We start from the raw sequence: 24,234 nt of genomic DNA, 5'->3' as shown, positions 1-24,234 counted from the left end.
CGCTTCCGCTTTATAGATAATCTTAAATTGACAGGCTTTTGAAATTGAATCATAATGAGTATGTTGCGGGCGTTTTTTGGCAAATAAAGAGAAATTGTGGTACAAGCCTTGTTTTTCGGGGCTATTAGGATAGATATTTTGTTTTTTTATGATACGCTTTTATCGTTTGGTCAGGCAGGTCCTAATCAGAACATCATGGTGTTTAGTGGTGATTTACCCATCATTAAATACCGGAAGAATAAGGCGTATAAAGAAAGGGGCCTACTACATAATGGTAAAAAGAAGCAGACTCGTTGCGTTTTTCCTGATTGCGATCTTGATTTTCACAGGGATGGGCACAACAACAAAGGGATTGCTCGACAAAGTCAAGCTGGGGCTTGACCTGCAGGGCGGTTTTGAGGTGCTTTATCAGGTGAAGACGCTTGACGGAAAGAAACCGAATGAAAAGCAGCTGGTGAGTGCCGCTACAGCACTCAGAAAGCGTGTGGACGTTCTTGGAGTCAGCGAACCAAGCATCCAGATTGAAGGAAATGACAGAATCCGCGTTCAATTGGCGGGTGTGAAGGATCAGAATAATGCACGTAAGATTCTGTCCACAACGGCGAAACTGTCTTTCCGTGATTACAACGATAAAGAAATGATGACAGGCGCTGATATTAAAAGCGCGAAGCAATCGTTTCAGGATAACAATCCTGTCGTAGAAGTAACGCTTAAGGATCCTAATAAATTTAAGCAGGTTACACAAAAAATTTCATCTATGCCAGTTCCGACAAATATCCTGGCAATATGGATGGATTTTAAAGAAGGAAAAGATTCAATCAAGAAAAAAGAAACCCAGGATAATATGATATCCGATCCTCGGGTAAGCCAGGTTTTCAACCAGAATACGGTTTTGATTACCGGTCAGTTTTCACTGAAAGAAGCAAAAGATCTTGCTGACTTATTGAATGCAGGTGCATTGCCTGTAGACCTTAAGGAAACGTACTCCACATCTGTTGGAGCACAGTTCGGACAGCAGGCCCTGCATGAAACGATTTATGCCGGAATTATCGGCATAGCTGCCATCTTCCTGTTCATGCTTGTGTACTACCGTCTGCCAGGACTTATTGCGGTTGTTACGCTTGCGATTTATATCTTCCTTACCCTTGTGGTGTTTGACTGGATGAATGCTGTGCTGACGCTTCCGGGCATCGCCGCATTGATACTTGGAGTCGGGATTGCAGTTGATACCAATATCATCACCTACGAGCGGATCAAGGACGAACTAAGGATCGGCCGGACAATCAAATCCGCCTTTGCTGAAGGAAACAAGCACTCGCTTGCGACTATTATTGATGCAAACTTAACAACCATCCTTGCAGCAGCTGTATTATTTTTCTACGGTACAAGCTCTGTAAAAGGATTTGCGACAACATTGATCATTTCCATCCTTATGAGCTTCATCACGGCTGTTTATGGAACAAGGTGGTTCCTTGGTATGTGGGTGAACAGCGGAGTGGTGAATAAACGTCCAGGATGGTTCGGTGTCCGCAAAAAGGACATTCACAGCCTGAATGAAAAAATTGACACAATGGATATGCCGACACACTTTGATAAGCTTGACTTCGTAAAGTTCCGCAAAGTGTTTTACGGAATTTCCATTGGTGTTACAATCATCGGGATTATTTTCCTGTTCGTGTTCAAGCTGAACCTTGGAATTGATTTCAGCAGCGGTTCCCGAGTGGAATTCACTGCCAAGAATGCTTTAACAACTGAGAATATTCAAAGCGAATTCGATAAAATGGATATCAAAACAGAGGATATTGTTTCTGCAGGCAAAAACAATAAAACCTGGATCGTCCGGATTAAAGGGGTTCTGGATAAATCAGAAATCTCCAGTCTGAAGGATCATATGAAACAAGTCTACGGAGATGAGCCGAACGTAAGCACAGTATCGCCTACAATCGGCAAAGAGCTTGCGAAAAATGCCATTAAAGCCGTTATCATCGCTTCAATTGGAATCATCATTTATGTAACCATCCGATTTGAGTGGAGAATGGCTGTGCCGGCTGTTGTAGCCCTGATACATGATGCATTCTTCATCATCACGCTGTTCAGTGTATTCAGGATTGAAGTGGACATTACCTTCATTGCTGCCGTGCTGACGATTATCGGATATTCCATCAATGATACAATCGTTACATTTGACCGGATCCGTGAGAATTTAAGAATGAAAAAAAGGATCAAAACTCCAGAAGAGCTGAAGGATATTGTGAACATCAGTATCCGCCAAACGCTGACACGTTCAATCAATACCGTGCTGATGGTGGTTATCACAGTCATTGCGCTTCTCATCTTCGGCAGTGAATCAATCCGCAACTTCTCGCTTGCGTTATTGATTGGCCTGTTATGCGGCGTGTATTCTTCTCTTTTCATTGCTTCCCAGTTCTGGGTCGATCTTAAGATTAAGGAATTGAAGAAAAAAGGCACGCTGAAAACAGTACCTGAAAAAAGACAAAGTACAGAAGGCACCGTTTAATAAGTGGAAAGGCCAGCACACATTGGATGTGCCGGCCTTTCTTTTTTGTTTATGGGTGAGTACTGAATGGGTAGCTATATTACATATCATCTGTTAGAGAGGTGAATGTGATGAAGGTTCAATGGATGTTTTTGCTGTCTCTTGTTTTTGCTATTATCATTGCAACATTTGCTGTAATCAATGTGGATTCTGTAACCGTGAATTATCTTTTCGGCAAGGCAAATTCACCTCTCATTTTAGTGATATTAGGTTCTGTTCTGATGGGCGGGTTTATTGTCGGCATGATCAGCATGGTGAAGATTTTCACCCTTCGCAGAAGAATCCGGGCGCTTGAAAAAGAGGCAAACACGGATCCTGTGAAAGAAGAAATGATAGAAGGCAAAGCACCCCTAAATGAATAATGTATTTGAAACCCCTCGCCGCCTTTTGTATAATTAATAGGCTGAGGGGTGAATTTATGTTAAAGCCAAGAACACGCTGGAACGTACAAAGCGCTGATTCCCATATAGTTGAAACATTAGCAGGACAGCTTCATTTAACACCTTTGGCTGCGACGCTGTTAGCCAATCGCGGACTTAAGACAGTTGAAGAAGCACAGTCCTTTTTATTTACAAATAAAGATTCCTTTCATGATCCGTTTTTAATGAAAGATATGAATATTGCAGCAGACAGAATAAAAAAAGCCATTTCAAATAATGAGAAGATCAGGATTTTTGGAGATTACGACGCGGATGGCGTCAGCTCAACGACTGTCATGATGACTGCCCTTAACCGTCTGGGTGCCAATGCTGATTTTTATATCCCGAACCGTTTCACAGAAGGCTATGGCCCGAACGAAATGGCCTTCCGCCTAGCTGCGGATGAAGGCGTAAAATTAATGATCACGGTAGATACAGGGATTTCTGCGGTAGCGGAAGCAAGGATTGCAAAAGAGCTTGGCATGGATTATATCATCACCGATCACCATGAGCCGGGGCCTGAGCTTCCTGAGGCACTGGCGATTATTCATCCGAAGATTGAGGGAAATCCTTATCCGTTCAAGGATCTTGCAGGTGTAGGTGTGGCGTTTAAGCTTGCACATGCGCTTCTTGGAGAGCTTCCTGAAGATTTACTGGAGATAGCAGCCATCGGCACGATTGCCGACCTGGTGCCTTTATTCGGGGAAAACAGGCTGATTGCAGCGCGCGGAATAGCCAAGCTTCGGCAAACAAAACGGCCTGGCCTGGTTTCTTTGATCAAGAAGTCCGGTACAAAGCAGCAGGAGTTGAATGAAGAATCCATTGGTTTTGGTATGGCGCCGCGCATCAATGCGGCGGGCCGGCTTGGAGATGCGGACCCTGCTGTGGATTTGCTTATGGCAGAAGATGCTGAGACAGCTGACAGCATAGCCGATGAAATAGATGCAATGAATAAAGAAAGGCAAGCGATTGTGCAGACGACGTCGGAAGAAGCAATCCGGCAGGTGGAAGAGCTGTATCCGCCGGGGGATAATGGTGTCCTGATTGTCGGCCAGGAAGGATGGAATTCCGGAATTGTGGGAATTGTAGCTTCAAAGCTAGTAGAACGCTTTTACCGTCCTGCCATTGTGCTGAGCTTTGACAGGGAAAAGGGTCTTGCCAAGGGATCAGCGCGCAGCATTATGGGATTTGATTTGTTTAAAAATCTCTCAGAATGCCGCGATCTGCTTCCCCATTTTGGCGGCCATCCGATGGCAGCGGGCATGACGCTGAAAATCGAGGATGTAGCAGAGCTTAGAAGCCGCTTAAATGCGCTTGCCAAAGAACAGCTGACAGAAGAGGATTTTATGCCAGTCACCATGCTAGATGGCATCGCTTCTTTAGAAGACATCAGCATCCAGACAATTGAAGAAATGAACCTGCTTGCTCCATTTGGAATGGGCAACCCCAAACCGAAAATCCTTATTGAGAAATCAGAGATAGCAGGCATCCGCAAAATCGGGGCAAATCAAAACCATCTGAAGCTGCAGCTTAAGAAAAATGAAACGGCACTCGATGGAGTCGGCTTTAATCTTGGACACAAATTCGACCATTTATCCCCGCTTGCTAAGATATCTGTCATCGGGGAGCTTTCTGTGAATGAATGGAACAATGTCCGCAAGCCGCAGATTTTTCTGGCAGATCTTGCTGTGGAACAATGGCAGCTTTTTGATTACAGGGGCTTGAATGGAGCAGAAAAATGGCTTGGCGCAATTCCAGCCGAAACAAGAAAGACAGTCGTTTTTTCTGAGGATACGTTAACACATTATCCATTTTTACAGAAAATCGATGATTTAGTGCATATTAAAGAAGATCATGAAGCAGAACAGCTGATGCTTGATGGAAGTTACCTGGTGTTAATGGACATGCCGCCGCGGCGCAGCCTGATTGAAAAGCTGATATCCGGCAAAACGCCAGAACGGATTTATGCACACTTTTACCACCAGCAGGAAAATTTCTTAAGCACCATGCCGACCCGCGATCATTTTAAATGGTTTTATGCATATATATCAAAAAGAGGCCCGCTTGATATTAAAAGGTATGGAGATGACATCGCCAAATACCGCGGATGGTCGCGGGATACAATTGATTTTATCTCAAAGGTGTTTTTTGAGCTGGATTTTGTTACAATAGAGAATGGGTTAATTATGCTTGCGCAAAAAGCGAGCAAACGCGATTTGAGTGAATCAGAATCTTTTAAAGGAAAGAAAGAGCAATTTGAGCTTGAAAAAGAGCTTGTTTATTCTTCTTATCAGCAATTATTCGATTGGTTCAGTCAATTAGCTCATGAGGCATCAGACCTTGAGGAGGAAACAAAGCAATGGATTTAAAGCAATTTGTAACAATCGTGCCTGACTGGCCGAAACCGGGAATCAAGTTTAAAGACATCACTCCATTAATGAATGATGGAGATGCATATAGATATGCAACAGACCAGATTGTTGAATATGCCCGGGATAAAAGCATTGACGTCATCGTTGGACCAGAAGCCCGAGGATTCATTATCGGATGTCCGGTCGCTTACTCTCTTGGAATAGGTTTTGCACCTGTAAGAAAAGAAGGCAAGCTTCCCCGTGAAACAATGAAGGTGGATTATGGCTTAGAATACGGCAAAGACGTATTGACCATCCATAAAGATGCCATCAAGCCAGGACAGCGCGTATTGATTACAGATGATTTGCTGGCTACAGGCGGAACAATCGAAGCAACAATCAAGCTAGTTGAAGAACTTGGCGGCGTAGTTGCAGGAATCGCATTCCTTATCGAGCTTTCGTACCTGGATGGAAAAGAAAAACTTAACGGTTACGACGTTTTCACATTGATGACCTACTAAGCAGTACGAAAAAGCACTTCCATTAGGGGAGTGCTTTTCCTATTTTTCTAGAGTTCTGCTGCTAACAGCGGGGGGATTTTGATTTCCAGCAGATAAAGCAGCCCGGTAAAGCCAGCCATCCTCTGGAAGTGTATTTTGTTATAAAAAGGAATCTAGTTTCTTACGGAATTCCAGATCCAGACGAGTCTTTTTCAAAAAAAACCAGTGGAATAGGATGCTAGAGAAAGTCTGTTTTGTTCTTAGAGATATTTCGCTCGAATCAAGGTGGATTTGGCTCTAATGGAAGGGTATTTCGCTTGAATGGAGAGGTAATTGGCTCTAATCAGGGGCTATTTGAACTTATTTTCCATTTTAATGGAAAATGATCAGTTGAAAACATTGTATTAATAGCCATATATCGAGGGGGTGCTCCTCAGATCATGAGTGTTTTTCCAAAAAAAGCGTATCAAATGTTTGTTTTATTATAAAAAGTAATTTAGTTTTTTACAGAATTCCAAATCCATGCGAGAAAAACCCAGTGTCATAAGAGCTTGCTGACAGACAGCGATATTCTTAAAGGTAAGTGACCCTTTAACAGAGGTTACAGTCATTTCGTTCTACTTTTTAATACTGTCTAAAAGAATTCCCCCCCTGAATGTACTGCGAACTCATCATTTCACCTCCATTTCCTGGGCTAAAAGCAGGGTTTGCAGCACTCAGGTATAAAAAAAACTTGATTTGCCAGTAAAAAATCGGCATATAATACAGAAAACCGTACCTAAACGCTTTACATCTCTTGTTATTTTCTCGATAATAGTAATAATAATGTTTTTTCACTCTCAGGTTTTGGATAAAATGCGAAACTTCTATCCCATAGCCGGATTCGTTCATGCAGATAGCCAGTGCAAAAATTGTCAGGTTATGCAAAAAAGTCCGACAAACGATAGGCAGTTGAACTAAACAGACTGAAGCCGGCAGTTTATATAAATAGAGAACTTTCGGTGCCGGTTAAGGGGTAAAGGTGATTTCATGGCTAATGATCAAATAATGACAGCCGAGCAGGTTGTTGAACGGGCAAAACGATACCTTTCAGAAGATGATGCTGCCTTTATTCACAGGGCATACAAATTTGCCGAGCATGCTCACCGCGAGCAGTTCCGCAAATCTGGCGAACCGTATATCATCCATCCGATCCAGGTTGCGGGAATATTGGCTGACCTTGAAATGGATGCTTCGACAATTGCCGGAGGATTTCTTCATGATGTAGTGGAGGATACGGACGTTACGCTCAAGGATCTTGCAGACAGCTTCAGCGAGGAAGTGGCAATGCTCGTTGATGGCGTAACCAAGCTCGGAAAAATAAAATATAAATCCAAAGAAGAACAGCAGGCAGAAAACCACAGGAAAATGTTTGTTGCCATGGCCCAGGATATCCGGGTCATTTTGATTAAACTTGCCGACAGACTGCATAATATGAGAACGCTCAAGCATCTTCCTCATGAAAAGCAGCGCCGGATTTCAAACGAAACACTCGAAATTTTCGCTCCTCTGGCACATCGTCTCGGAATCAGCACGATCAAATGGGAGCTGGAAGATACAGCCCTTCGATACTTAAATCCGCAGCAGTACTACCGGATTGTGAACTTGATGAAGAAAAAACGCGCTGAACGCGAGCAATATCTTGAAGAAGTTATTGATGAAGTTCGTGACCGCGTAGACGAAGTCAATATCAAGGTTGATATTTCAGGCCGCCCTAAACACATCTACAGTATTTACCGCAAAATGGCCCTTCAGAATAAACAATTCAGCGAGATTTATGATTTGCTTGCCGTGCGTATTGTGGTGAACAGCATCAAGGACTGCTATGCGGTTCTTGGGATTATCCATACATGCTGGAAGCCGATGCCAGGCAGGTTCAAGGACTATATAGCCATGCCGAAACCGAATATGTACCAATCTCTTCATACGACGGTAATCGGTCCAAAAGGCGACCCGCTTGAGGTTCAGATCCGGACGACCGACATGCACCGGATCGCTGAATACGGGATAGCGGCTCACTGGGCTTATAAAGAAGGAAAAGAAATCGATGAACAATCTTCGCTTGAAGATAAGCTGACATGGTTCAGGGAGATTCTAGAGTTCCAGGATGATGCCACAAATGCAGAAGAATTCATGGAGTCTCTTAAAATTGATCTGTTTTCGGATATGGTGTTCATTTTTACGCCAAAAGGCGATGTCATAGAACTGCCGTCAGGTTCCAATCCGATTGATTTTGCGTATCGCATTCACTCGGAGATCGGAAATAAAACGATCGGTGCCAAGGTGAACGGCAAAATGGTCCCGCTTGACCATAAGCTTGCAACCGGCGATATCATTGAAATTCTGACAAGCAAGCATTCATACGGCCCAAGTCCGGATTGGCTCAAGCTCACCCAGACTTCACAGGCTAAAAATAAGATCCGCCAGTTCTTCAAAAAGCAGCGCCGTGATGAGAACATCGAAAAAGGCAAAGAGCTTGTTGAAAAAGAAATTAAAAATATGGAATTTGATTTGAAGGAAGTCATGACCGCCGAAAATATCAAACGCGTTTCTGAGAAATTCAATTTTTCAAATGAAGAAGATATGTACGCGGCTGTCGGGTATAACGGCATTACGGCTCTTCAAATTGCAAACCGCCTGACTGAAAAGCTGCGGAAGAAAAAAGAGCAGGAACAGGAACCGACCATTTCCGAAGCTGTTTCTGAACTTAAATCCTTCCATAAGAACAAGAAAAGGGAGTCTGGAGTGCGTGTGCAAGGCATCGATAACCTGCTGATCCGGTTATCCAAATGCTGCAATCCGGTGCCTGGCGATGATATTGTCGGCTTCATCACCAAAGGGAGAGGCGTATCCGTTCACCGCACCGACTGCTCTAACCTTGAAACAGACGAGGCGGAAAACCGCTTAATTCCTGTTGAATGGGAAAGCTCATTAAATGACCGCAAGGAATATAACGTAGATATCGAAATCTCAGGCTATGACAGAAGAGGACTGCTGAACGAGGTGCTGCAGGCGGTCAATGAAACGAAAACAAATATTTCTGCGGTGTCAGGTAAATCTGACCGCAATAAAGTCGCGACCATCAACATGTCGATCATGATCCATAACATCAGCCATCTTCAAAAGGTCGTCGATCGGATCAAGCAAATTTCTGATATTTATTCCGTAAGAAGGATCATGAACTAAGGAGTCTGATAGCATGCGTGTCGTCGTACAGCGTTCAAAAGCAGCGAGAGTGATTGTGAATGATGAAACAATAGGAGAAATCGAATCTGGCCTTGTCCTGCTTGTCGGGGTCACACACGGCGATACAGCCGAGGATGCCGCGTACCTGGCGGACAAGATTGCCAACCTGCGCATCTTTGAAGATGAAAATGAAAAAATGAATTTCTCTCTCATCGATGTTGGCGGGGCTGTTCTTTCGATTTCCCAATTCACCCTGTACGGGGACTGCAGAAAAGGCAGGCGCCCAAACTTCATGGAAGCGGCCAGGCCTGAAGAAGCAAACAACATCTATGAACTGTTCAACGAAGAATTCCGCAAAAAAGGAATTGTTACTGAAACAGGCCAATTCGGCGCTATGATGGATGTTCAGCTTACGAACGATGGACCGGTAACCCTGATTATTGACAGTAAAGAGAAGAAATAAGTAAAGCCTGCAGCGTAAGTGCTGCAGGCTTTACTTATTTGAAGTACCGGGCAAGCCCCGTATAGATGCTCTGTGCAAGTGTTTCCTGGTAGGAGTCTGATGTGATCATGACTTCCTCGGCCGGATTGCTCAGATAGCCAAGTTCGATCAAAGCGGCGGCACGTTTGTTTTCGCGGATTACATGGTAATCTCCAACACGCCAGCCGCGGTTTTTGACTTGCAGCGAGGATTGCAGGGAGCTGTTTAAGGCCATCGCAAGCTGCTGCTGGTAGTCATGATAATAATAAGTAGTGAGCCCGCTGACAAGCTCATCATGTGTGCTGTCATAATGCATGGAGACAAAAGCATCGGCATTATGGATATGTGCTGTTGCAACACGTGAAGTCAGAGGGATATATGTATCATTGCTTCTCGTTAAAATGACATTGGCACCAGCTGCCCTAAGCTTGGCGCTGAGCAGGAGGGCTGTCCGGAGTGTAAGGTTTTTCTCAAGAGTGCCCCTCATTCCGGTTGTGCCGTTATCCCTGCCGCCATGTCCCGGATCAAGCACAATGGTTTTGCCTGTGAGATACTTTTCAATGCCTTCTTTTTCAATTTGCTGCATGCTTCCCTTTATCGAGATGACCCAGCCTGCTACATAGGCGGTTTTTCCTGATGGAAGCTGAATTTTGCACCAGTTCTTCTTTACATCAAGTATTTTATAGGTCTCACCTGTATGGGCGCGTTTTACAATGGCAGCATTCGTATCAGGACTTTTGCGGATGCTTGTGCCGTCGTGGATAATTTCTGCTGTACTGTTTTTAAAGTCATCTTTTTTCGGTGTCTGTGCTTTCACATTCTCCCTGACTGTAAACCAGTTCATCACCCAGCCTGATTTTGAATCGGATATTTTGATTTTCGTCATATTGCCTAACTCATCCAGAATCGGAAAGGTTTTTCCCGAATGGACGACTCCGATCACCTTGCCTAATAGGGAGGGAGTTTCGTGGACAATCAGATCATCTGCCGTGATTTTGGCCACAGCATCATGTTTTTGTTTCTTTTTGTCACCGTTTATTTGTATGTATTGATGTGAAACCCAGCCTGCAGTATTTTCAGCCTGAACTTGCACCCAGCCCTCTTCTTCGCTGATTACAGATACAATTTCATTTTTGCCAAGCTTTCCGAGCACCCCTCCGTTAAGCGAAGGTGCTGAGCGCAGATTGATATGATTTCCTGTTATGGTTCCTGTTTTTCCTGAAGAAGACTGTTGCTTTTCTTTCTTCTTCTTCTCTTTTTCCTTCACACCAGCAGTGATGAAATCTGCCGAAATCCAGCCATTATCATCCTTTGAGGCGATGGACACCCAATTTCCGCTAGTTTCGATAATGCTGACCGAAGTTCCCTTTTTTAGTTTGCCAACGATCTGAAAATCAGTACCTGGCCCTGTTCTGACCCGGACTGAGCTCCCTGTAATGGTGCCCTTTCGTGAGTTTAGGGCGGTTTCCGTTTGTTCTTCACGGGATGAGGCAGATACCAGCCAGTTTGCGACCCAGCCTTCACCCGAGCTTGTATGTATCTTATACCAGTCTCCATCTTCACTGGCCACCTCATAGTTTTCACCAGAGGATATTTTTGTGATCACCGGATACGTTAAACCAGGTCCCTGACGCACATTTACGGTCCCAGATGGAACTGTGATGTTTTTGCTGCTTTCTCCTTTAACATTCAGCGATGGCACAAGCAAAGTTAAAAGCAGGAGGGCTGTAAGTATAGCGAACACTCTGTTTTTTTTCATCTGTTAATAATAGGCCTCCTTTTTCCACTTCTGTAATTTCGATAAAAAAATGAATTTCCCTGCAAAAAAAAGCTGAGAAAGGGAAGAATAGTCATTGTGGCTTATATATCGGCAGGAAATGGAAAGTATTGAAGGAGGATGGACACATGAAGTTCAGCGAAAAAGGACAGGTGAGCCTGCATGGCGCCAATCAATTGGCAGGTGTGGATTTCCGGGATTTTACCCAAAAAGAACAAAGCGGAATGGAGTTCAGCACAGAATTCGGGATGAATGTCAGGGCCGTTAAAAAACTGAAAAATAAAAAAGGAAATTAAGATTTCACAGAAACCGGTCTTGACAATTAGACCGGGTGTCTTTATGATTAGAACATTATATTACATATCAAGCAATAACCAATGATGGAGAACAGTAGTTAAGAACCACATGAAAAGAGAGGAAATGCCTCAGGCTGAAAACATTTCCGCATGCTGCCTTAATGAATGAACACTCCGTAGGCTTCACTCTGAAAAAGTGATCTTTAGTAGGAGATGGACGTAGACAGGCGTTAACTGTTTTTAAGAGGAAGCATGAATCTGTGCTTCAACTAGGGTGGCACCACGGGAATTCAAACTCTCGTCCCTTGTAACGATGATGTTACACGGGACGGGAGTTTTTTGTTTTTACCATGAAAAAATGCAAGGAGGAAAATTCATGTCGATTCAGATACCAAGAGGCACCCAGGATATATTGCCTGGTACTTCAGAGGTTTGGCAATATATTGAAAACAAAGCAAGAGAGCTGTGCAGACGCTATCAGTATAAGGAAATACGGACACCGATTTTCGAGCACACTGAGCTTTTCCTTCGCGGAGTCGGAGATACGACGGATATTGTGCAAAAAGAAATGTACTCCTTCAAGGACCGCGGCGACCGTGATTTAACGCTTCGTCCGGAAGGTACCGCTTCAGCTGTAAGATCATATGTGGAAAATAAAATGTTCGGCTGGGCGAACCAGCCTGTAAAGCTTTATTATGTGGGCCCAATGTTCCGCTATGAACGCCCGCAGGCAGGACGCTTCCGCCAGTTCGTCCAATTCGGTATCGAGGCATTGGGAAGTGCAGATCCGGCCATTGATGCTGAAGTCCTTTCCCTTGCAATGAACCTGTACAAAGAGCTTGGCTTAAAAAAGCTGAAGCTTGTATTGAACAGTCTTGGCGATAAAGAAAGCAGAACAGCGCACCGCAATGCGCTTGTTGCACACTTTGAACCGCGGATCGATGAATTCTGCAGTGACTGCAACAACCGCCTTCACAAAAATCCGCTGCGCATTCTGGATTGCAAAAAAGATCATGACCACGAATTGATGAAAACAGCTCCTTCCATTTTGGATTACCTGAATGAAGAATCTGTGGCTTATTTTGAAAAGGTGAAACAGCACCTGGACGATTTGGGAATTGAATATATCCTGGATCCTACACTTGTCCGCGGGCTTGATTACTATAACCACACCGCGTTTGAAATCATGAGCGATGCAGAAGGCTTCGGCGCCATTACAACATTATGCGGCGGCGGCCGGTACAATGGCCTTGCTGAAGAAATCGGCGGCTCGGATGCACCGGGAACGCCAGGGATCGGCTTTGCATTAAGCATCGAGCGGCTGATTGCGGCATTAGAGGCTGAAAAGGTAGAGCTTCCGATTGAACAGGGCATTGACTGCTATCTTGTTTCATTAGGGGATGCTGCAAGAGATTATACCGTTAAGCTTGCCTATCAGCTGCGGAATGCAGGCTTTGCTGTTGAAAAGGATTATCTCGACCGCAAAGCAAAGGCTCAATTCAAATCAGCGGACCGCCTTGGAGCCCGATATGTGGCTGTTCTTGGCGATGATGAGCTTGAAAATGACAAGATCAATTTAAAAAATATGGCAACAGGCGAGCAAGTAGAAATGGCGCTTGAGTCATTTGTAGAAGAATTTAAAAAGCAGCAATCCTGAGGAGGAAACGAAATGTTTGGGAGATCGTATTTCTGTGGTGAAGTCACTGAACAAGCAATAGGTGAAAAGGTTACATTAAAAGGCTGGGTACAAAAAAGAAGGGACCTTGGCGGATTGATTTTCATCGATCTTAGAGACCGTTCAGGAATCGTCCAGGTTGTTTTCAATCCGGATGCTTCAAAGGAAGCGCTGGAAACGGCCGAAAAGATCCGTACAGAGTATGTGCTTGATATTACAGGCACCGTGCTTGCAAGGAGCGAAAGCAACATCAACAGCAATATCGCGACTGGAAAAATTGAGGTTTCTGCTGATTCTGTAAGCATTATTAATGAAGCAAAAACTCCTCCTTTTATGATTGCAGACAAAACGGAAGTATCTGAGGATCTTCGCCTGAAATACCGTTACTTGGATCTGCGCCGTCCGGCCATGTTCGAGACATTGAAAATGCGCCACCAGACAACGAAGGCAGTCCGCGACTATCTGGACAGCGAAGGCTTCCTTGATATTGAAACGCCAATCTTGACGAAGAGCACTCCAGAAGGTGCGCGTGACTATTTGGTGCCAAGCCGTGTGCACGAAGGCGAATTTTACGCATTGCCGCAGTCTCCTCAGCTATTCAAGCAAATGCTGATGGTTTCAGGCGTAGAAAGATATTACCAGATTGCCCGCTGTTTCCGTGATGAAGACCTGCGTGCAGACAGACAGCCTGAATTTACACAGATCGATATTGAAACAAGCTTCCTGAGCCAGGAAGACATCATTAAGATGACGGAAAACATGATGGCCAAAGTCATGACAGAAGTGAAAGGACTTGATGTAACCCTTCCTTTCCCAAGAATGACCTATGATGAAGCAATGAGCCGCTATGGATCTGATAAACCGGACACACGCTTTGCTATGGAATTGATTGATCTTTCCGAGCTTGTAAAAGACAGCGGATTTAAGGTATTCTCTGGTGCGGTTGCAAATGGCGGACAGGTTAAAGCCATTAATGTGAAAGGCGGAGGTTCCGCTTATTCCCGCAAAGATATCGATGCTCTTGGCGAATTCGCTGCTGTTTACGGAGCAAAGGGCCTTGCATGGCTTAAAGCTGAAGAGGGCGCTGTTAAAGGGCCAATCGCTAAATTCTTTGACGAAGAAGCACAAAAAGCACTACTTGCCTCCACTGAAGCCGAAGACGGCGACCTTCTGCTGTTTGTAGCAGACAAAAAAAGCATTGTGGCCGATGCCCTTGGAGCGCTGCGCATTAAAATAGGAAAAGAAAGAGGATTAATTGACTCAAGCCTGTTCAATTTCCTTTGGGTGACAGACTGGCCGCTTCTTGAATATGACGATGAAATGGGCCGTTATTTTGCAGCTCACCATCCATTCACAATGCCTTTCCGCGAAGACCTGGATAAGCTTGAAAGCGATCCTGCAAGCGTCCGCGCACAAGCCTATGACTTAGTTTTGAACGGCTACGAACTTGGCGGAGGATCTCTTCGTATATTCGAACGCGGCATTCAGGAAAAAATGTTCGAAGTATTAGGTTTCTCTGCTGAAGAAGCAAATGAACAATTCGGATTCCTGATGGAGGCCTTCGAATACGGAACGCCGCCGCACGGAGGAATCGCTCTTGGACTTGATCGCCTTGTCATGCTGCTGGCAGGCCGCACGAACCTGCGCGACACCATTGCATTCCCGAAAACAGCAAGTGCAAGTGACCTGTTAACAGCGGCTCCAAGCAGCGTAAGTGATAGCCAGCTGAAGGAACTTTCCCTAAGCATTGCACCAAAAAAACATGAATAATGTCCTATAATATATCTCTTGAAAAATAGTCTGACAATATGATAAGATACATTCAATAGCAAGAGTCCTGATGTGTACGTTCTTTAACCTATAAGTTTTGACCGAACACTTATAGTTACGGGAGCCCCTAGTTTCCAGGCTGCGTAAAAGCCTTCCCTCGAGGAGGACTTACAGAAGCCCAGAACCGAGCACCCACCTGCGGAGAGCGGGTTCAAAACGAAGGCGTAAACGGCACAATCGGGACTCTTGCCTTTATATTGTCTAATCCAACCCCCAGTACTGAATGTGCTGGGGGTTTTTTTAGTTTAGGCAGAGAAATTCGTATTTAAAGCACGTCTTTACTTTATATCCTGTTATACGATATAATCGCATTATAAGATAAAAAGGAGAGGTATTAATGAACAGCAAAGTTTCACTCTTAAACCAATATTGGACAGACATATATTTCCATTTACATTATCCCCATAAAGAAAAAATCTCCCACCAAGTTATCAGGATTCTTCAGCTTGTAGATAAGCAGAAAGAGATAGGGGTAAATGAAGTAGCTTCATACTTACAAGTTTCCCATAATACAGCCTCAGAACATGTTAAAAGAGCGATTGAGAAAAAATATTTAACAAAGGAAAGAGATCCTTTTGATGAGAGAAAAGTAATCCTTTTTTTAACAGATGCTGGTAAAGAAGTATTACATAGAAATACAAGTTTAGATGAAGAAAAATTGGAGGATGTTTTGAAACAACTCGACCAAAATGAAGTGAATATAGTAGAACAAGCCTTGAAAATTTTAAGTGAGCGGGCAAAACAATGTATGTAATAGCAAAAATAATTGCTTCAGCTATCGTTATCAGTGTTGTTACGGAGATTTCAAGAAGGTTCCCTTCGTATGGAGGAATAATAGCTGCTCTTCCGCTTGTCAGCTTACTTAGCATTATATGGCTATATGTTCAAGGAGAAGAAACAGCAACATTAAGCAAGTTTGCACTAGGAGTGCTTTGGGGATTTCCCGCAACTGCTGTTTTGTTAATAACTGTTTATCTGGCTTTACAAAACTCCATTCATTTATTTACATCAATTGGTTTAGGAGTAGCATGCTGGCTGGTATTTTTATGGGTTCAAGATCATGTCGTAAAATATATAAAAGTTCTATTCTTCAACATATACTGAGAAAAGGGGTGATTCTATTGATAAAAGGGTTATATGAAGCACATTTGCCAGTAAGTAATTTAGAAGTATCGATTTCATTTTACAAAAAGTTAGGATTGGAAATTGCCTATAAAACGGAAAAGCTAGTATTTTTCTGGATTGCAAAAGGAGAGAGCTGGCTGGGATTGTGGGAAACGGAACGGGTAGAGGTGCCTTATCATCCTTCATTACGCCACATAGCATTTAATGTAGATAGAGCGGATATTTTACATGCGAAACAATGGCTAAATGAAAAAGGGATTGCAATTCGTACAGCTTTTGGTTTTGATGAACATCGCCAGCCGCTTGTATTGCCTAACAATCCTCAAGCACATGCTGCCATCTATTTTGATGATCCAGATGGCAACTCCATTGAACTGATAACTCCAATACGATTAGATACAGAAGAAGATTTTGAAATGATGACATTTGAAGAGTGGCTGAAACGTAAGTAAATCATAATTTTTCCCTATTTCATAGAGTTGGTATCCTAGCTCACCGGATTTTTTCGAAAGGACTCGCATGTAAGCTGAATTCTGTAAGAAACTAGGCTGGTTTTAAACGCTGGGACAAACATTTGATACGCTTTTTTAGAAAAACACCCATCATAAGGCAAGCTGCCCTCGATGGATGGCTGTAATTACAGATTTTACACCAGGTTAATTTCCAGTTAAATGGATAATAGTTCCGAATAAGCCTCATTCGAGCCAAATAGCCCCTAATTAGAGCGAATTCACAGTCCATTCGAGCGAAATAGAAGGGGATTGGAGCCAAATGACTTTTTTCAAAAAGCTCTCTTTTTAAAGATTGTTGTCTTTTAAATAGTTCGGCAAGGCGATCCCATTGTAAAATCTGGTTGATTGGAGCGTAAGGTGGGAGACTCCTGCGGGATTAGCGAGAAAGTTGAGACCCCGCAGGCGCAGCCGAGGAGGCTTAACACCCGCCCCGCGGAAAGCGAGCATCTTGAAGCGGAAATCAACCACCCTATTCCAAAGCAGCAAAATTTACGAAAAAAGCTTTTCAAAAAAGAGCAAAGAAAATCCAATCCAGCAGCCCATGTAATTCCGAGGAATTTGCTTGTTTTTAGCGAGGTTTATGATATATTCATCTATGGGAATTATAAAGATTAAGACAATTATATGGAGTTGAACTGACTATGCTGCATCAATTTTCGCGTAATGAGTTAGCTATAGGAAAAGATGGTCTTGAGACTGTAAAAAATACAACGGTTGCCGTTCTTGGCATCGGCGGAGTAGGTTCATTTGCTGCGGAGGCGCTGGCACGTTCTGGAGTTGGGCGCTTGATTTTGGTGGACAAAGATGATGTGGATATCACAAACGTCAATCGCCAGGTAATTGCCCTGCTTTCAACTGTCGGTCAGCCAAAGGCAGATTTAATGAAGGAACGCATCAAAGATATCAATCCGGACTGTGAAGTCATTTCACTGAAAATGTTTTATACAGAAGAAACATACGAAGAATTTTTCAGCTATGGCCTTGATTATGTAGTGGATGCTTCTGATACAATCATGTATAAGCTTCATTTAATGAAGGAATGCCTTAAACGCAACATCCCGATGATCTCAAGCATGGGAGCTGCCAACAAGATGGATCCGACAAGATTCCAGATTGCCGATATCTCCAAAACGCACACCGACCCGATTGCCAAAGTAATCCGCACAAGGCTGCGCAAGGAAGGCATCAAAAAGGGGATACCAGTCATTTTCTCTGACGAAAGCCCTATCGTTATCAAAGAAGAAGTACGGAAAGAAGTCGGCAATGATGCCGCCAAAATCCGGAAAGCACAAATGCCTCCTTCCTCAAATGCATTTGTTCCGTCGGTTGCCGGACTGATTGCCGCAAGCTGGGTTATGCGTGAAATTTTAAAAGACATCCCGATTTCCCGTGTAAATGATTAAAAATTACTATAAATTTTGAAACTGTTTCCCAACGGAATCAGTTTCTTTTTTATTCTTTTAAAATAACATCTTCACGCCACTGTTACTTCACCTGGATATATTAAGCTTATCCACTCCCTCTTGGCAAAATCCATAAAACACCACAATCCTTTGTATAACAAGCAAAAGGATAACCATTTGGACAGAATAGTTTTTCTTCTAAGCTCATGTGTGCTGTGCAAACGTTCGCTTTTTTCAACTTGAAAAATAGTATCTAGACGAATTCGTATTTATGATATAAAATATTTTCAGAATATTATTTTTATTCAAGCTATTACGTTTTAACTTTTTCAGGGTAGTACATAGGAACTATTACTAAGGGGGTTTTTTGATGAATAAGAAAAAGCTTGCAGGAATGGCATTATCATTTTCACTTGCGGCAGGTGTGCTGTCCGGATGCGGAGCTGCCAGCACAGGCGGTTCAGGCGGAGGAGATACAATTAAGATTGGCGGAAACCTTGAGCTCTCAGGCGGGGTTGCTTCATACGGCCAATCTGTAAACAAAGGGGTAAAGCTTGCGTTCGAAGAAATTAACAAAAAGAAAATAAACGGCAAAAAGCTGAAGCTGGTCGCAGTGGATAACAAATCAGAAGCTGCAGAAGCAACAAACGGCTCAATCAAACTAGTCAGCCAGGATAAAGTTGCTGCTGTCATCGGTGCTGCAACAAGCACGAACACGCTGGCACAGGTCCAGATTGCAGACACCAATAAAGTGCCGCTGATCACACCGACAGGAACGAACCCTGATATCACTTCAAAAGGCGGAAAAGTGAATGATTATGTATTCAGGACATGCTTTATCGATCCATTCCAGGGAACGGTTGCAGCAAACTATGCCATCGATACACTGAAGGTTAAGACGGCAGCCATTTACATTGACAGTGCGAGTGACTATTCTAAAGGACTTGCTGCTGCATTCAAGAAGTCATTTACGGAAAAAGGCGGTACAATCGTAGGTGAAGAAGCATACCAGGCGAAGGATACAGATTTCCGTGCCACACTTACACGCCTTAAAGCCAAGAAGCCTGAATTCATCTTCCTTCCAGGCTATTACGAAGAAGTCGGCCTGATCCTGAAGCAGGCCCGCCAGGCAGGCATTGAAGTGCCGTTCATGGGCGGAGACGGCTGGGATTCTCCGAAACTTACGGAAATTGCCGGTGCTGATCCATTGAAAAACACGTTCATCACTAATCACTATTCTGCAGGAGACAAGGATAAAAAGGTTCAAGAATTCGTTTCCGCCTACCACAAGAAATACAATCAGGACCCGGATGCATTCGCAGCACTTGGCTATGACACAGCATACTTCCTAGCTGATGCTATCAAACGCTCTAAAGATGCAAGTCCTGAAAAAATCAAAAAAGCTCTAGAAGAAACAAAGGACCTTTCCCTTGTATCTGGAAAGCTTACACTGGACAAAGAACACAACCCAATCAAATCAGCCGTTATCCTGAAATACGTCGACGGCAAACAAACATATGAAACAAAGGTAAACCCATAAAAAAAGCGGAAGTGCCTGTTCAGCCACGACAAGCATAAGACGCATCAGAATAGAAGGCGCTCTTTGCCTTCAATTCTGATGTGGCTTATGACCTCGAGGGGCTAGGCACTGGAGCTGGATTAAACAAAAAGCGCAAGCACCTGTTCAGAGGATCAAAGACAAGAACGCCGCGTCCTGCGGCAACGTCTTTGTGACCCCCATCCTGGGGGCCTCCGACAAGCATAAGACGCATCAGAATAGAAGGCGCTCTTTGCCTTCAATTCACTTATGACCTCGAGAGGCTAGGCGCTGGAGCTGGATTAAGTAAAAAAGCGCAAGCGCCTGAACAAAAGGAACAACGACTAAGAACACTGCGTCCTGCGGAAACGTCGTTGTGACTACAATCCCATCCTAGGGGCCAAGGTGTTAAAGCTAAATTAAAAAAGGATAGGGGGCATAGTCCCCCTATTCGAAATTTAAACAGAATGGTTGAGGAGAGGCGAACTATGGAACTGATACAGCAGATTATTAACGGTATTTCTCTTGGCAGCATATATGCTCTGATCGCTCTCGGCTACACAATGGTTTATGGAATCGTGAAACTGATTAACTTCGCACATGGAGATGTTTTCATGGTCGGATCGTTTGTTGGTTTTTATTCGATTAAATTTCTGCACTTATCCTTTTTCCCTGCTTTGTTATTAACGATGATTGTGTGTGCAGCCTTTGGGGTGATCATTGAAAGAATCGCCTATAAACCGCTGAGGAATGCCACAAGAATTGCGGCTTTAATCACGGCAATCGGCGTTTCCCTATTAATTGAATATGGCGTCATCTATATCCGCGGCGCACAGCCTGAAGCATATCCTAGCAACTTTTTGCCACAGGATAAAATCAATTTGTTCGGTGTATCTGTAAACAGCCAGTCGATTATGATTTTTGTGGTTTCCGTGGTACTTATGATCATTCTGCAGTTCGTTGTACATAAAACGAAAATCGGTAAAGCAATGCGTGCGGTTTCCTTTGATGCAGAAGCTGCAAAGCTGATGGGAATCAATGTGAACAATACGATTTCTGCCACTTTTGCAATTGGTTCAGCACTTGCAGGAGCTGCTGGTGTCATCTTCGGTACATACTATAGCAAGATTGAGCCATTGATGGGAATACTTCCAGGCTTGAAAGCATTCGTTGCCGCTGTTCTTGGCGGAATCGGGATTATTCCCGGAGCGATGGTCGGCGGGCTATTACTTGGAGTAATCGAGTCGCTGGTAAGTGCTGCAGGATATTCTCTCTGGAGGGACGGAGTGGCCTTTGTGGTCCTAATCCTGATTTTGATATTCCTTCCTCAGGGCTTGTTCGGAAAAAATAAAAGAGAAAAAGTGTAAGGGAGACAAAGCGATGACTAAACTGAAGCAGACAAAAGGTTTTTGGCTCTCAATAGTGCTATCGGCTGTATTTTTCGCGGTCGTCCAGATTATGATTACCGGAGGCTCACTTAATCCCTTTTACGTCAATATGCTGGTATTCATGGGAATCAATATTATTTTAGCAGTCAGCCTTCATTTAATCATAGGCATTACTGGGCAGTTTTCAATTGGACATGCAGGTTTTCTTGCAGTCGGGGCTTATGGATCAGCGGTAATTAGCATGAAGCTTGAAATGCCGTTTTTCGCTGCACTGATTGTTGGCGGGCTTATAGCGGCGCTTGCCGGAATGCTCATAGGAATTCCGAGCTTGCGGCTTAAAGGAGATTACCTGGCAATTGCAACACTTGGATTTGGGGAAATCGTCCGGATTATCTTTTTAAATATTGATTATATCGGCGGAGCAAGCGGCATGCAGGTTGCCCATTACACCACATGGCCATGGGTATTCGGATGTGTGCTTGTGACCATCATCGTGATCCGCAACTTCACCAACTCCACTCATGGCCGCGCGTGTATTTCTGTCCGCGAAGATGAGACGGCAGCCGATGCGATGGGGATCAACACAACTTATTATAAGGTTATTGCCTTTGTTATCGGATCTTTCTTTGCCGGAATTGCCGGCTCATTATGGGCACATAACTTCTATATTATCCAGCCATCGAACTTCGGGTTCCTGAAGTCCTTTGATATCCTGATTTTCGTTGTTCTTGGAGGACTTGGCAGCTTGTCAGGTGCAGTGATTGCGGCCATTCTATTGACCATCATTTCCACCTTCCTGCAGGATTACCCGGAAACAAGGATGATCATTTACAGCCTTGTATTGATTGTTATGATGCTGTACCGTCCGCAAGGCTTGATGGGTACGAGGGAATTGACTTCATATTTCAAAAAGCGAAAAGACATCGGAGGAGGTCCTAAAGATGGCAAGCAGCAAACCATTGCTTAAGGTAGATCAAGCGGGCATCCGTTTTGGCGGGTTAAAAGCAGTTTCTGATGTGAATGTTGAGCTGTACCCGGGAGAACTGGTTGGCCTGATCGGGCCAAACGGCGCAGGCAAGACCACATTTTTTAATCTGCTGACAGGGGTTTATGTTCCGACAGAAGGAACCATTTCCCTGAATGGAGAAAAGCTGAACAAGCTTCCTCCTTATAAAATTACTAGAAAAGGCATCAGCCGGACTTTCCAGAATATCCGCCTGTTCAGCGAGCTGTCGGTAATCGACAATGTCAAGGTAGCCTATCATTCGCTTGCCAAGCATACCATTGTAAGTTCAATCCTTCGCCTGCCAGGACATTTTGGCGGAGAAAAGGATATGGATGAAAAAGCGCTGGAGTTCCTTAAGATTTTTGATCTTGATCATTATAAGGATGAAAAAGCGAAAAACCTTCCATACGGGAAGCAAAGACGCCTCGAAATTGCGAGGGCTCTTGCTGCCAGTCCGAAGCTGCTTTTGTTGGACGAGCCAGCAGCCGGGATGAACCCTAAAGAAACAAAAGAGCTGATGGAATTGATTGCGCTGATCCGTGAAAAGTTCAATCTGACCGTTCTGCTGATTGAGCATGATATGCCGCTTGTTATGGGCGTCTGCGAAAGGATTTATGTACTGGATCATGGACAGCTGATTGCTAACGGCACACCTGAAGAAATCCGGAACAATCCAAAAGTCATCGAAGCGTATCTCGGCGAGGAGGTTTCATAATGCTGAAAGCAGAAAATATTAACGTCTATTACGGAAACATCCAGGCAATCAAGGGAGTTTCCCTGGAAATACATGAAGGTGAAATCGTGACCCTGATTGGTGCGAATGGTGCCGGCAAGAGTACGCTGTTGAAGACCATTTCAGGCCTCCTGAAGCCGAAGCAGGGCAAGATTGTCTATGAAGGAAATTCGATTGGCGGAAAAGCGGCGCAAACAATCGTGAAGCAGGGGATTTCACATGTTCCTGAAGGCCGCCGCGTTTTTGCCAATATGACCGTGGAAGAAAATCTGCAGCTGGGTGCTTACCTGAGAAAGGATAAAAGCGGCATCCGTGAAGATATGGATAAAATATACGAGTTATTTCCTCGGCTGCTCGAACGTCTCAAGCAGCAGGCCGGCACATTATCCGGCGGTGAACAGCAGATGCTTGCTATGGGACGGGCCTTGATGGCCAAACCAAAATTGCTGCTGCTGGATGAGCCGTCCATGGGTCTTGCACCGCTGCTTGTAAAAACAATTTTCCGGATCATTGAAGAAATCAATGCTGCCGGAACAACAATTCTTCTTGTAGAACAAAATGCCAACCTGGCGCTATCCATCGCAGACCGTGCGTATGTTATGGAAACAGGCCGGATTGTCCTTTCCGGAAATGCCGAAGAATTGACTTCGAGTGAGCAGATTAAAATGGCTTATCTTGGCGGACATTAATTGAAACAGCCAGTGTGCATCGAATATCCATCGATGCACACTGGCTGTTTCTTATCTATGCCGCCGTCAGTTTTTTACTTCGGTTCTGGTTCGTTTCTGATGAAGTCGACACTTTCACCCAGGATGATTCTGGATGTTTTCCAACCGGAGTTGAGCCAGGAATAGGCGTGAGAATGAGTGCCGCTTGATTCATTTGACCACCATGCCCCGTATTTATAGGCGGATTTTGGAAGATGAAACTGAAGGATGTTTTCCAGCTCCTGAAATGATAGAGTTAAAACCGAATAAGATCTTCTTTTTTGTAAAAGGTAGTCATAAAGCTTAATATATTTCCCGTGATAAGCTGCATATTCTTTCACAAAGTCTCCGTTTTCTTCAATGGCAATGGCTTTTCCTTCAAAATGCCACCCGTGCTGGCGAATGAAACTTTTAAACATTTCAAGGAATTCACACGGGGAAACATCTCCATTACCCGCAAAGATACTTCCCTGAATGTCAACTCCTTTTTGATTGTTCATGTTGCGTTCTCCTTTTTTCATATATTGCTTTTCCTCTATTAATTTTTTTATCCTTATTTCTTCTATCGGCACTTGAGTATATATGTAAAGTGAAAAGGAACATTTGAAACTGCAAAATGGGAATCCCGAGCACTATGGACTAACATTTTTCCTCCGTTAAGTAACCATTTGTGGAAGGAGAATGATAAGATTGAAGCAAGCATAAGATACAA

The 24,234-nt window shown here is 43.9% G+C and carries 21 protein-coding genes, 1 other RNA gene and 1 other annotated feature; of the genes, 20 read left to right on the top strand and 2 right to left on the bottom strand.

Annotated elements, in window-relative coordinates; all coding sequences use genetic code 11:
• The first annotated feature begins 271 nt into the window (after window positions 1-271).
• The 6 genes from secDF to dtd all read left to right on the top strand — a co-directional run bounded on the left by secDF (window position 272) and on the right by dtd (window position 9,515).
• Window positions 272-2,518: a protein translocase subunit SecDF gene (gene secDF / locus BM126_RS11060; protein ID WP_090989570.1), complete on the top strand. Its 2,247-nt coding sequence runs from the start codon at window positions 272-274 to the stop codon at window positions 2,516-2,518.
• Between the two features lie 110 nt (window positions 2,519-2,628).
• Entirely contained in the window at window positions 2,629-2,919 is a 291-nt protein-coding gene (locus tag BM126_RS11055; RefSeq protein ID WP_090989569.1) for a LapA family protein, read from the top strand.
• 56 nt (window positions 2,920-2,975) lie between these two features.
• Window positions 2,976-5,345 carry a single-stranded-DNA-specific exonuclease RecJ gene (recJ, locus tag BM126_RS11050; RefSeq protein WP_090989568.1) on the top strand — a complete coding sequence of 790 codons (2,370 nt, stop codon included), beginning with the start codon at window positions 2,976-2,978 and terminating at the stop codon, window positions 5,343-5,345.
• Complete coding sequence (locus tag BM126_RS11045; RefSeq protein WP_090989567.1) at window positions 5,336-5,848, top strand: adenine phosphoribosyltransferase; 513 nt, start codon at window positions 5,336-5,338, stop codon at window positions 5,846-5,848. The genes recJ and BM126_RS11045 overlap by 10 nt, the downstream gene beginning before the upstream one ends.
• Window positions 5,849-6,856: 1,008 nt before the next feature.
• A complete protein-coding gene (locus BM126_RS11040) occupies window positions 6,857-9,052 on the top strand; it encodes a RelA/SpoT family protein (protein WP_090989566.1) in 2,196 nt (731 codons plus the stop codon).
• A 13-nt stretch (window positions 9,053-9,065) separates the two neighbouring features.
• Window positions 9,066-9,515, top strand: coding sequence for a D-aminoacyl-tRNA deacylase (gene dtd, locus BM126_RS11035; RefSeq protein WP_090989565.1), 450 nt, complete (start codon window positions 9,066-9,068; stop codon window positions 9,513-9,515).
• A gap of 34 nt (window positions 9,516-9,549) precedes the next feature.
• Here the strand turns inward: dtd and BM126_RS11030 are convergent, their stop codons facing one another.
• Complete coding sequence (locus BM126_RS11030) at window positions 9,550-11,292, bottom strand: N-acetylmuramoyl-L-alanine amidase family protein (protein WP_090989564.1); 1,743 nt, start codon at window positions 11,290-11,292, stop codon at window positions 9,550-9,552.
• Between the two features lie 146 nt (window positions 11,293-11,438).
• On the opposite strand from BM126_RS11030, the gene BM126_RS22375 reads away from it, so the two are divergent.
• The 14 genes from BM126_RS22375 (at window position 11,439) to BM126_RS10965 (ending at window position 23,504) form a co-directional block, all read left to right on the top strand.
• Entirely contained in the window at window positions 11,439-11,606 is a 168-nt protein-coding gene (locus BM126_RS22375) for a hypothetical protein (RefSeq protein WP_170846073.1), read from the top strand.
• A 72-nt stretch (window positions 11,607-11,678) separates the two neighbouring features.
• Window positions 11,679-11,915: a binding site (T-box leader), on the top strand.
• Window positions 11,916-11,982: 67 nt separating this feature from the next.
• Window positions 11,983-13,263, top strand: coding sequence for a histidine--tRNA ligase (hisS, locus tag BM126_RS11025; RefSeq protein ID WP_090989563.1), 1,281 nt, complete (start codon window positions 11,983-11,985; stop codon window positions 13,261-13,263).
• A gap of 12 nt (window positions 13,264-13,275) precedes the next feature.
• Entirely contained in the window at window positions 13,276-15,051 is a 1,776-nt protein-coding gene (gene aspS / locus BM126_RS11020; protein WP_090989562.1) for an aspartate--tRNA ligase, read from the top strand.
• Between the two features lie 61 nt (window positions 15,052-15,112).
• Window positions 15,113-15,299: non-coding RNA, 6S RNA (gene ssrS, locus BM126_RS11015), on the top strand.
• Between the two features lie 149 nt (window positions 15,300-15,448).
• Complete coding sequence (locus tag BM126_RS11010; protein ID WP_090989561.1) at window positions 15,449-15,865, top strand: MarR family winged helix-turn-helix transcriptional regulator; 417 nt, start codon at window positions 15,449-15,451, stop codon at window positions 15,863-15,865.
• Window positions 15,856-16,215, top strand: coding sequence for a DUF3147 family protein (locus tag BM126_RS11005; protein ID WP_090989560.1), 360 nt, complete (start codon window positions 15,856-15,858; stop codon window positions 16,213-16,215). Before BM126_RS11010 ends, BM126_RS11005 begins: the two co-directional genes overlap by 10 nt.
• Before the next feature lie 17 nt (window positions 16,216-16,232).
• Window positions 16,233-16,688, top strand: a complete 456-nt coding sequence (locus BM126_RS11000; protein WP_177201402.1) for a VOC family protein — start codon at window positions 16,233-16,235, stop codon at window positions 16,686-16,688.
• Window positions 16,689-17,093: 405 nt separating this feature from the next.
• On the top strand, window positions 17,094-17,363 hold the full coding sequence (locus BM126_RS10995) for a hypothetical protein (protein ID WP_141770065.1): 270 nt from the start codon (window positions 17,094-17,096) through the stop codon (window positions 17,361-17,363).
• A 26-nt stretch (window positions 17,364-17,389) separates the two neighbouring features.
• On the top strand, window positions 17,390-18,151 hold the full coding sequence (locus tag BM126_RS10990; protein WP_071350007.1) for a tRNA threonylcarbamoyladenosine dehydratase: 762 nt from the start codon (window positions 17,390-17,392) through the stop codon (window positions 18,149-18,151).
• 370 nt (window positions 18,152-18,521) lie between these two features.
• Window positions 18,522-19,691 (top strand): ABC transporter substrate-binding protein, encoded by a 1,170-nt coding sequence (locus tag BM126_RS10985; protein ID WP_090989557.1) that lies wholly within the window; start codon window positions 18,522-18,524, stop codon window positions 19,689-19,691.
• Between the two features lie 485 nt (window positions 19,692-20,176).
• Complete coding sequence (locus BM126_RS10980) at window positions 20,177-21,055, top strand: branched-chain amino acid ABC transporter permease (RefSeq protein ID WP_071352466.1); 879 nt, start codon at window positions 20,177-20,179, stop codon at window positions 21,053-21,055.
• 13 nt (window positions 21,056-21,068) lie between these two features.
• Window positions 21,069-22,043 carry a branched-chain amino acid ABC transporter permease gene (locus tag BM126_RS10975; RefSeq protein ID WP_090989556.1) on the top strand — a complete coding sequence of 325 codons (975 nt, stop codon included), beginning with the start codon at window positions 21,069-21,071 and terminating at the stop codon, window positions 22,041-22,043.
• A complete protein-coding gene (locus BM126_RS10970; RefSeq protein WP_090989555.1) occupies window positions 22,018-22,797 on the top strand; it encodes an ABC transporter ATP-binding protein in 780 nt (259 codons plus the stop codon). Before BM126_RS10975 ends, BM126_RS10970 begins: the two co-directional genes overlap by 26 nt.
• Window positions 22,797-23,504 carry an ABC transporter ATP-binding protein gene (locus tag BM126_RS10965; RefSeq protein ID WP_071352463.1) on the top strand — a complete coding sequence of 236 codons (708 nt, stop codon included), beginning with the start codon at window positions 22,797-22,799 and terminating at the stop codon, window positions 23,502-23,504. The genes BM126_RS10970 and BM126_RS10965 overlap by 1 nt, the downstream gene beginning before the upstream one ends.
• 74 nt (window positions 23,505-23,578) lie before the next feature.
• Here BM126_RS10965 and BM126_RS10960 read toward each other — a convergent pair whose 3' ends face one another.
• On the bottom strand, window positions 23,579-24,022 hold the full coding sequence (locus BM126_RS10960) for a DUF7662 domain-containing protein (protein ID WP_090989554.1): 444 nt from the start codon (window positions 24,020-24,022) through the stop codon (window positions 23,579-23,581).
• Window positions 24,023-24,234 lie beyond the last annotated feature (212 nt).

This window comes from Bacillus sp. OV322, assembly GCF_900112495.1.
Taxonomy (GTDB): domain Bacteria; phylum Bacillota; class Bacilli; order Bacillales; family DSM-1321; genus Peribacillus.
This window is presented reverse-complemented; position numbering and strand designations above follow the sequence as displayed.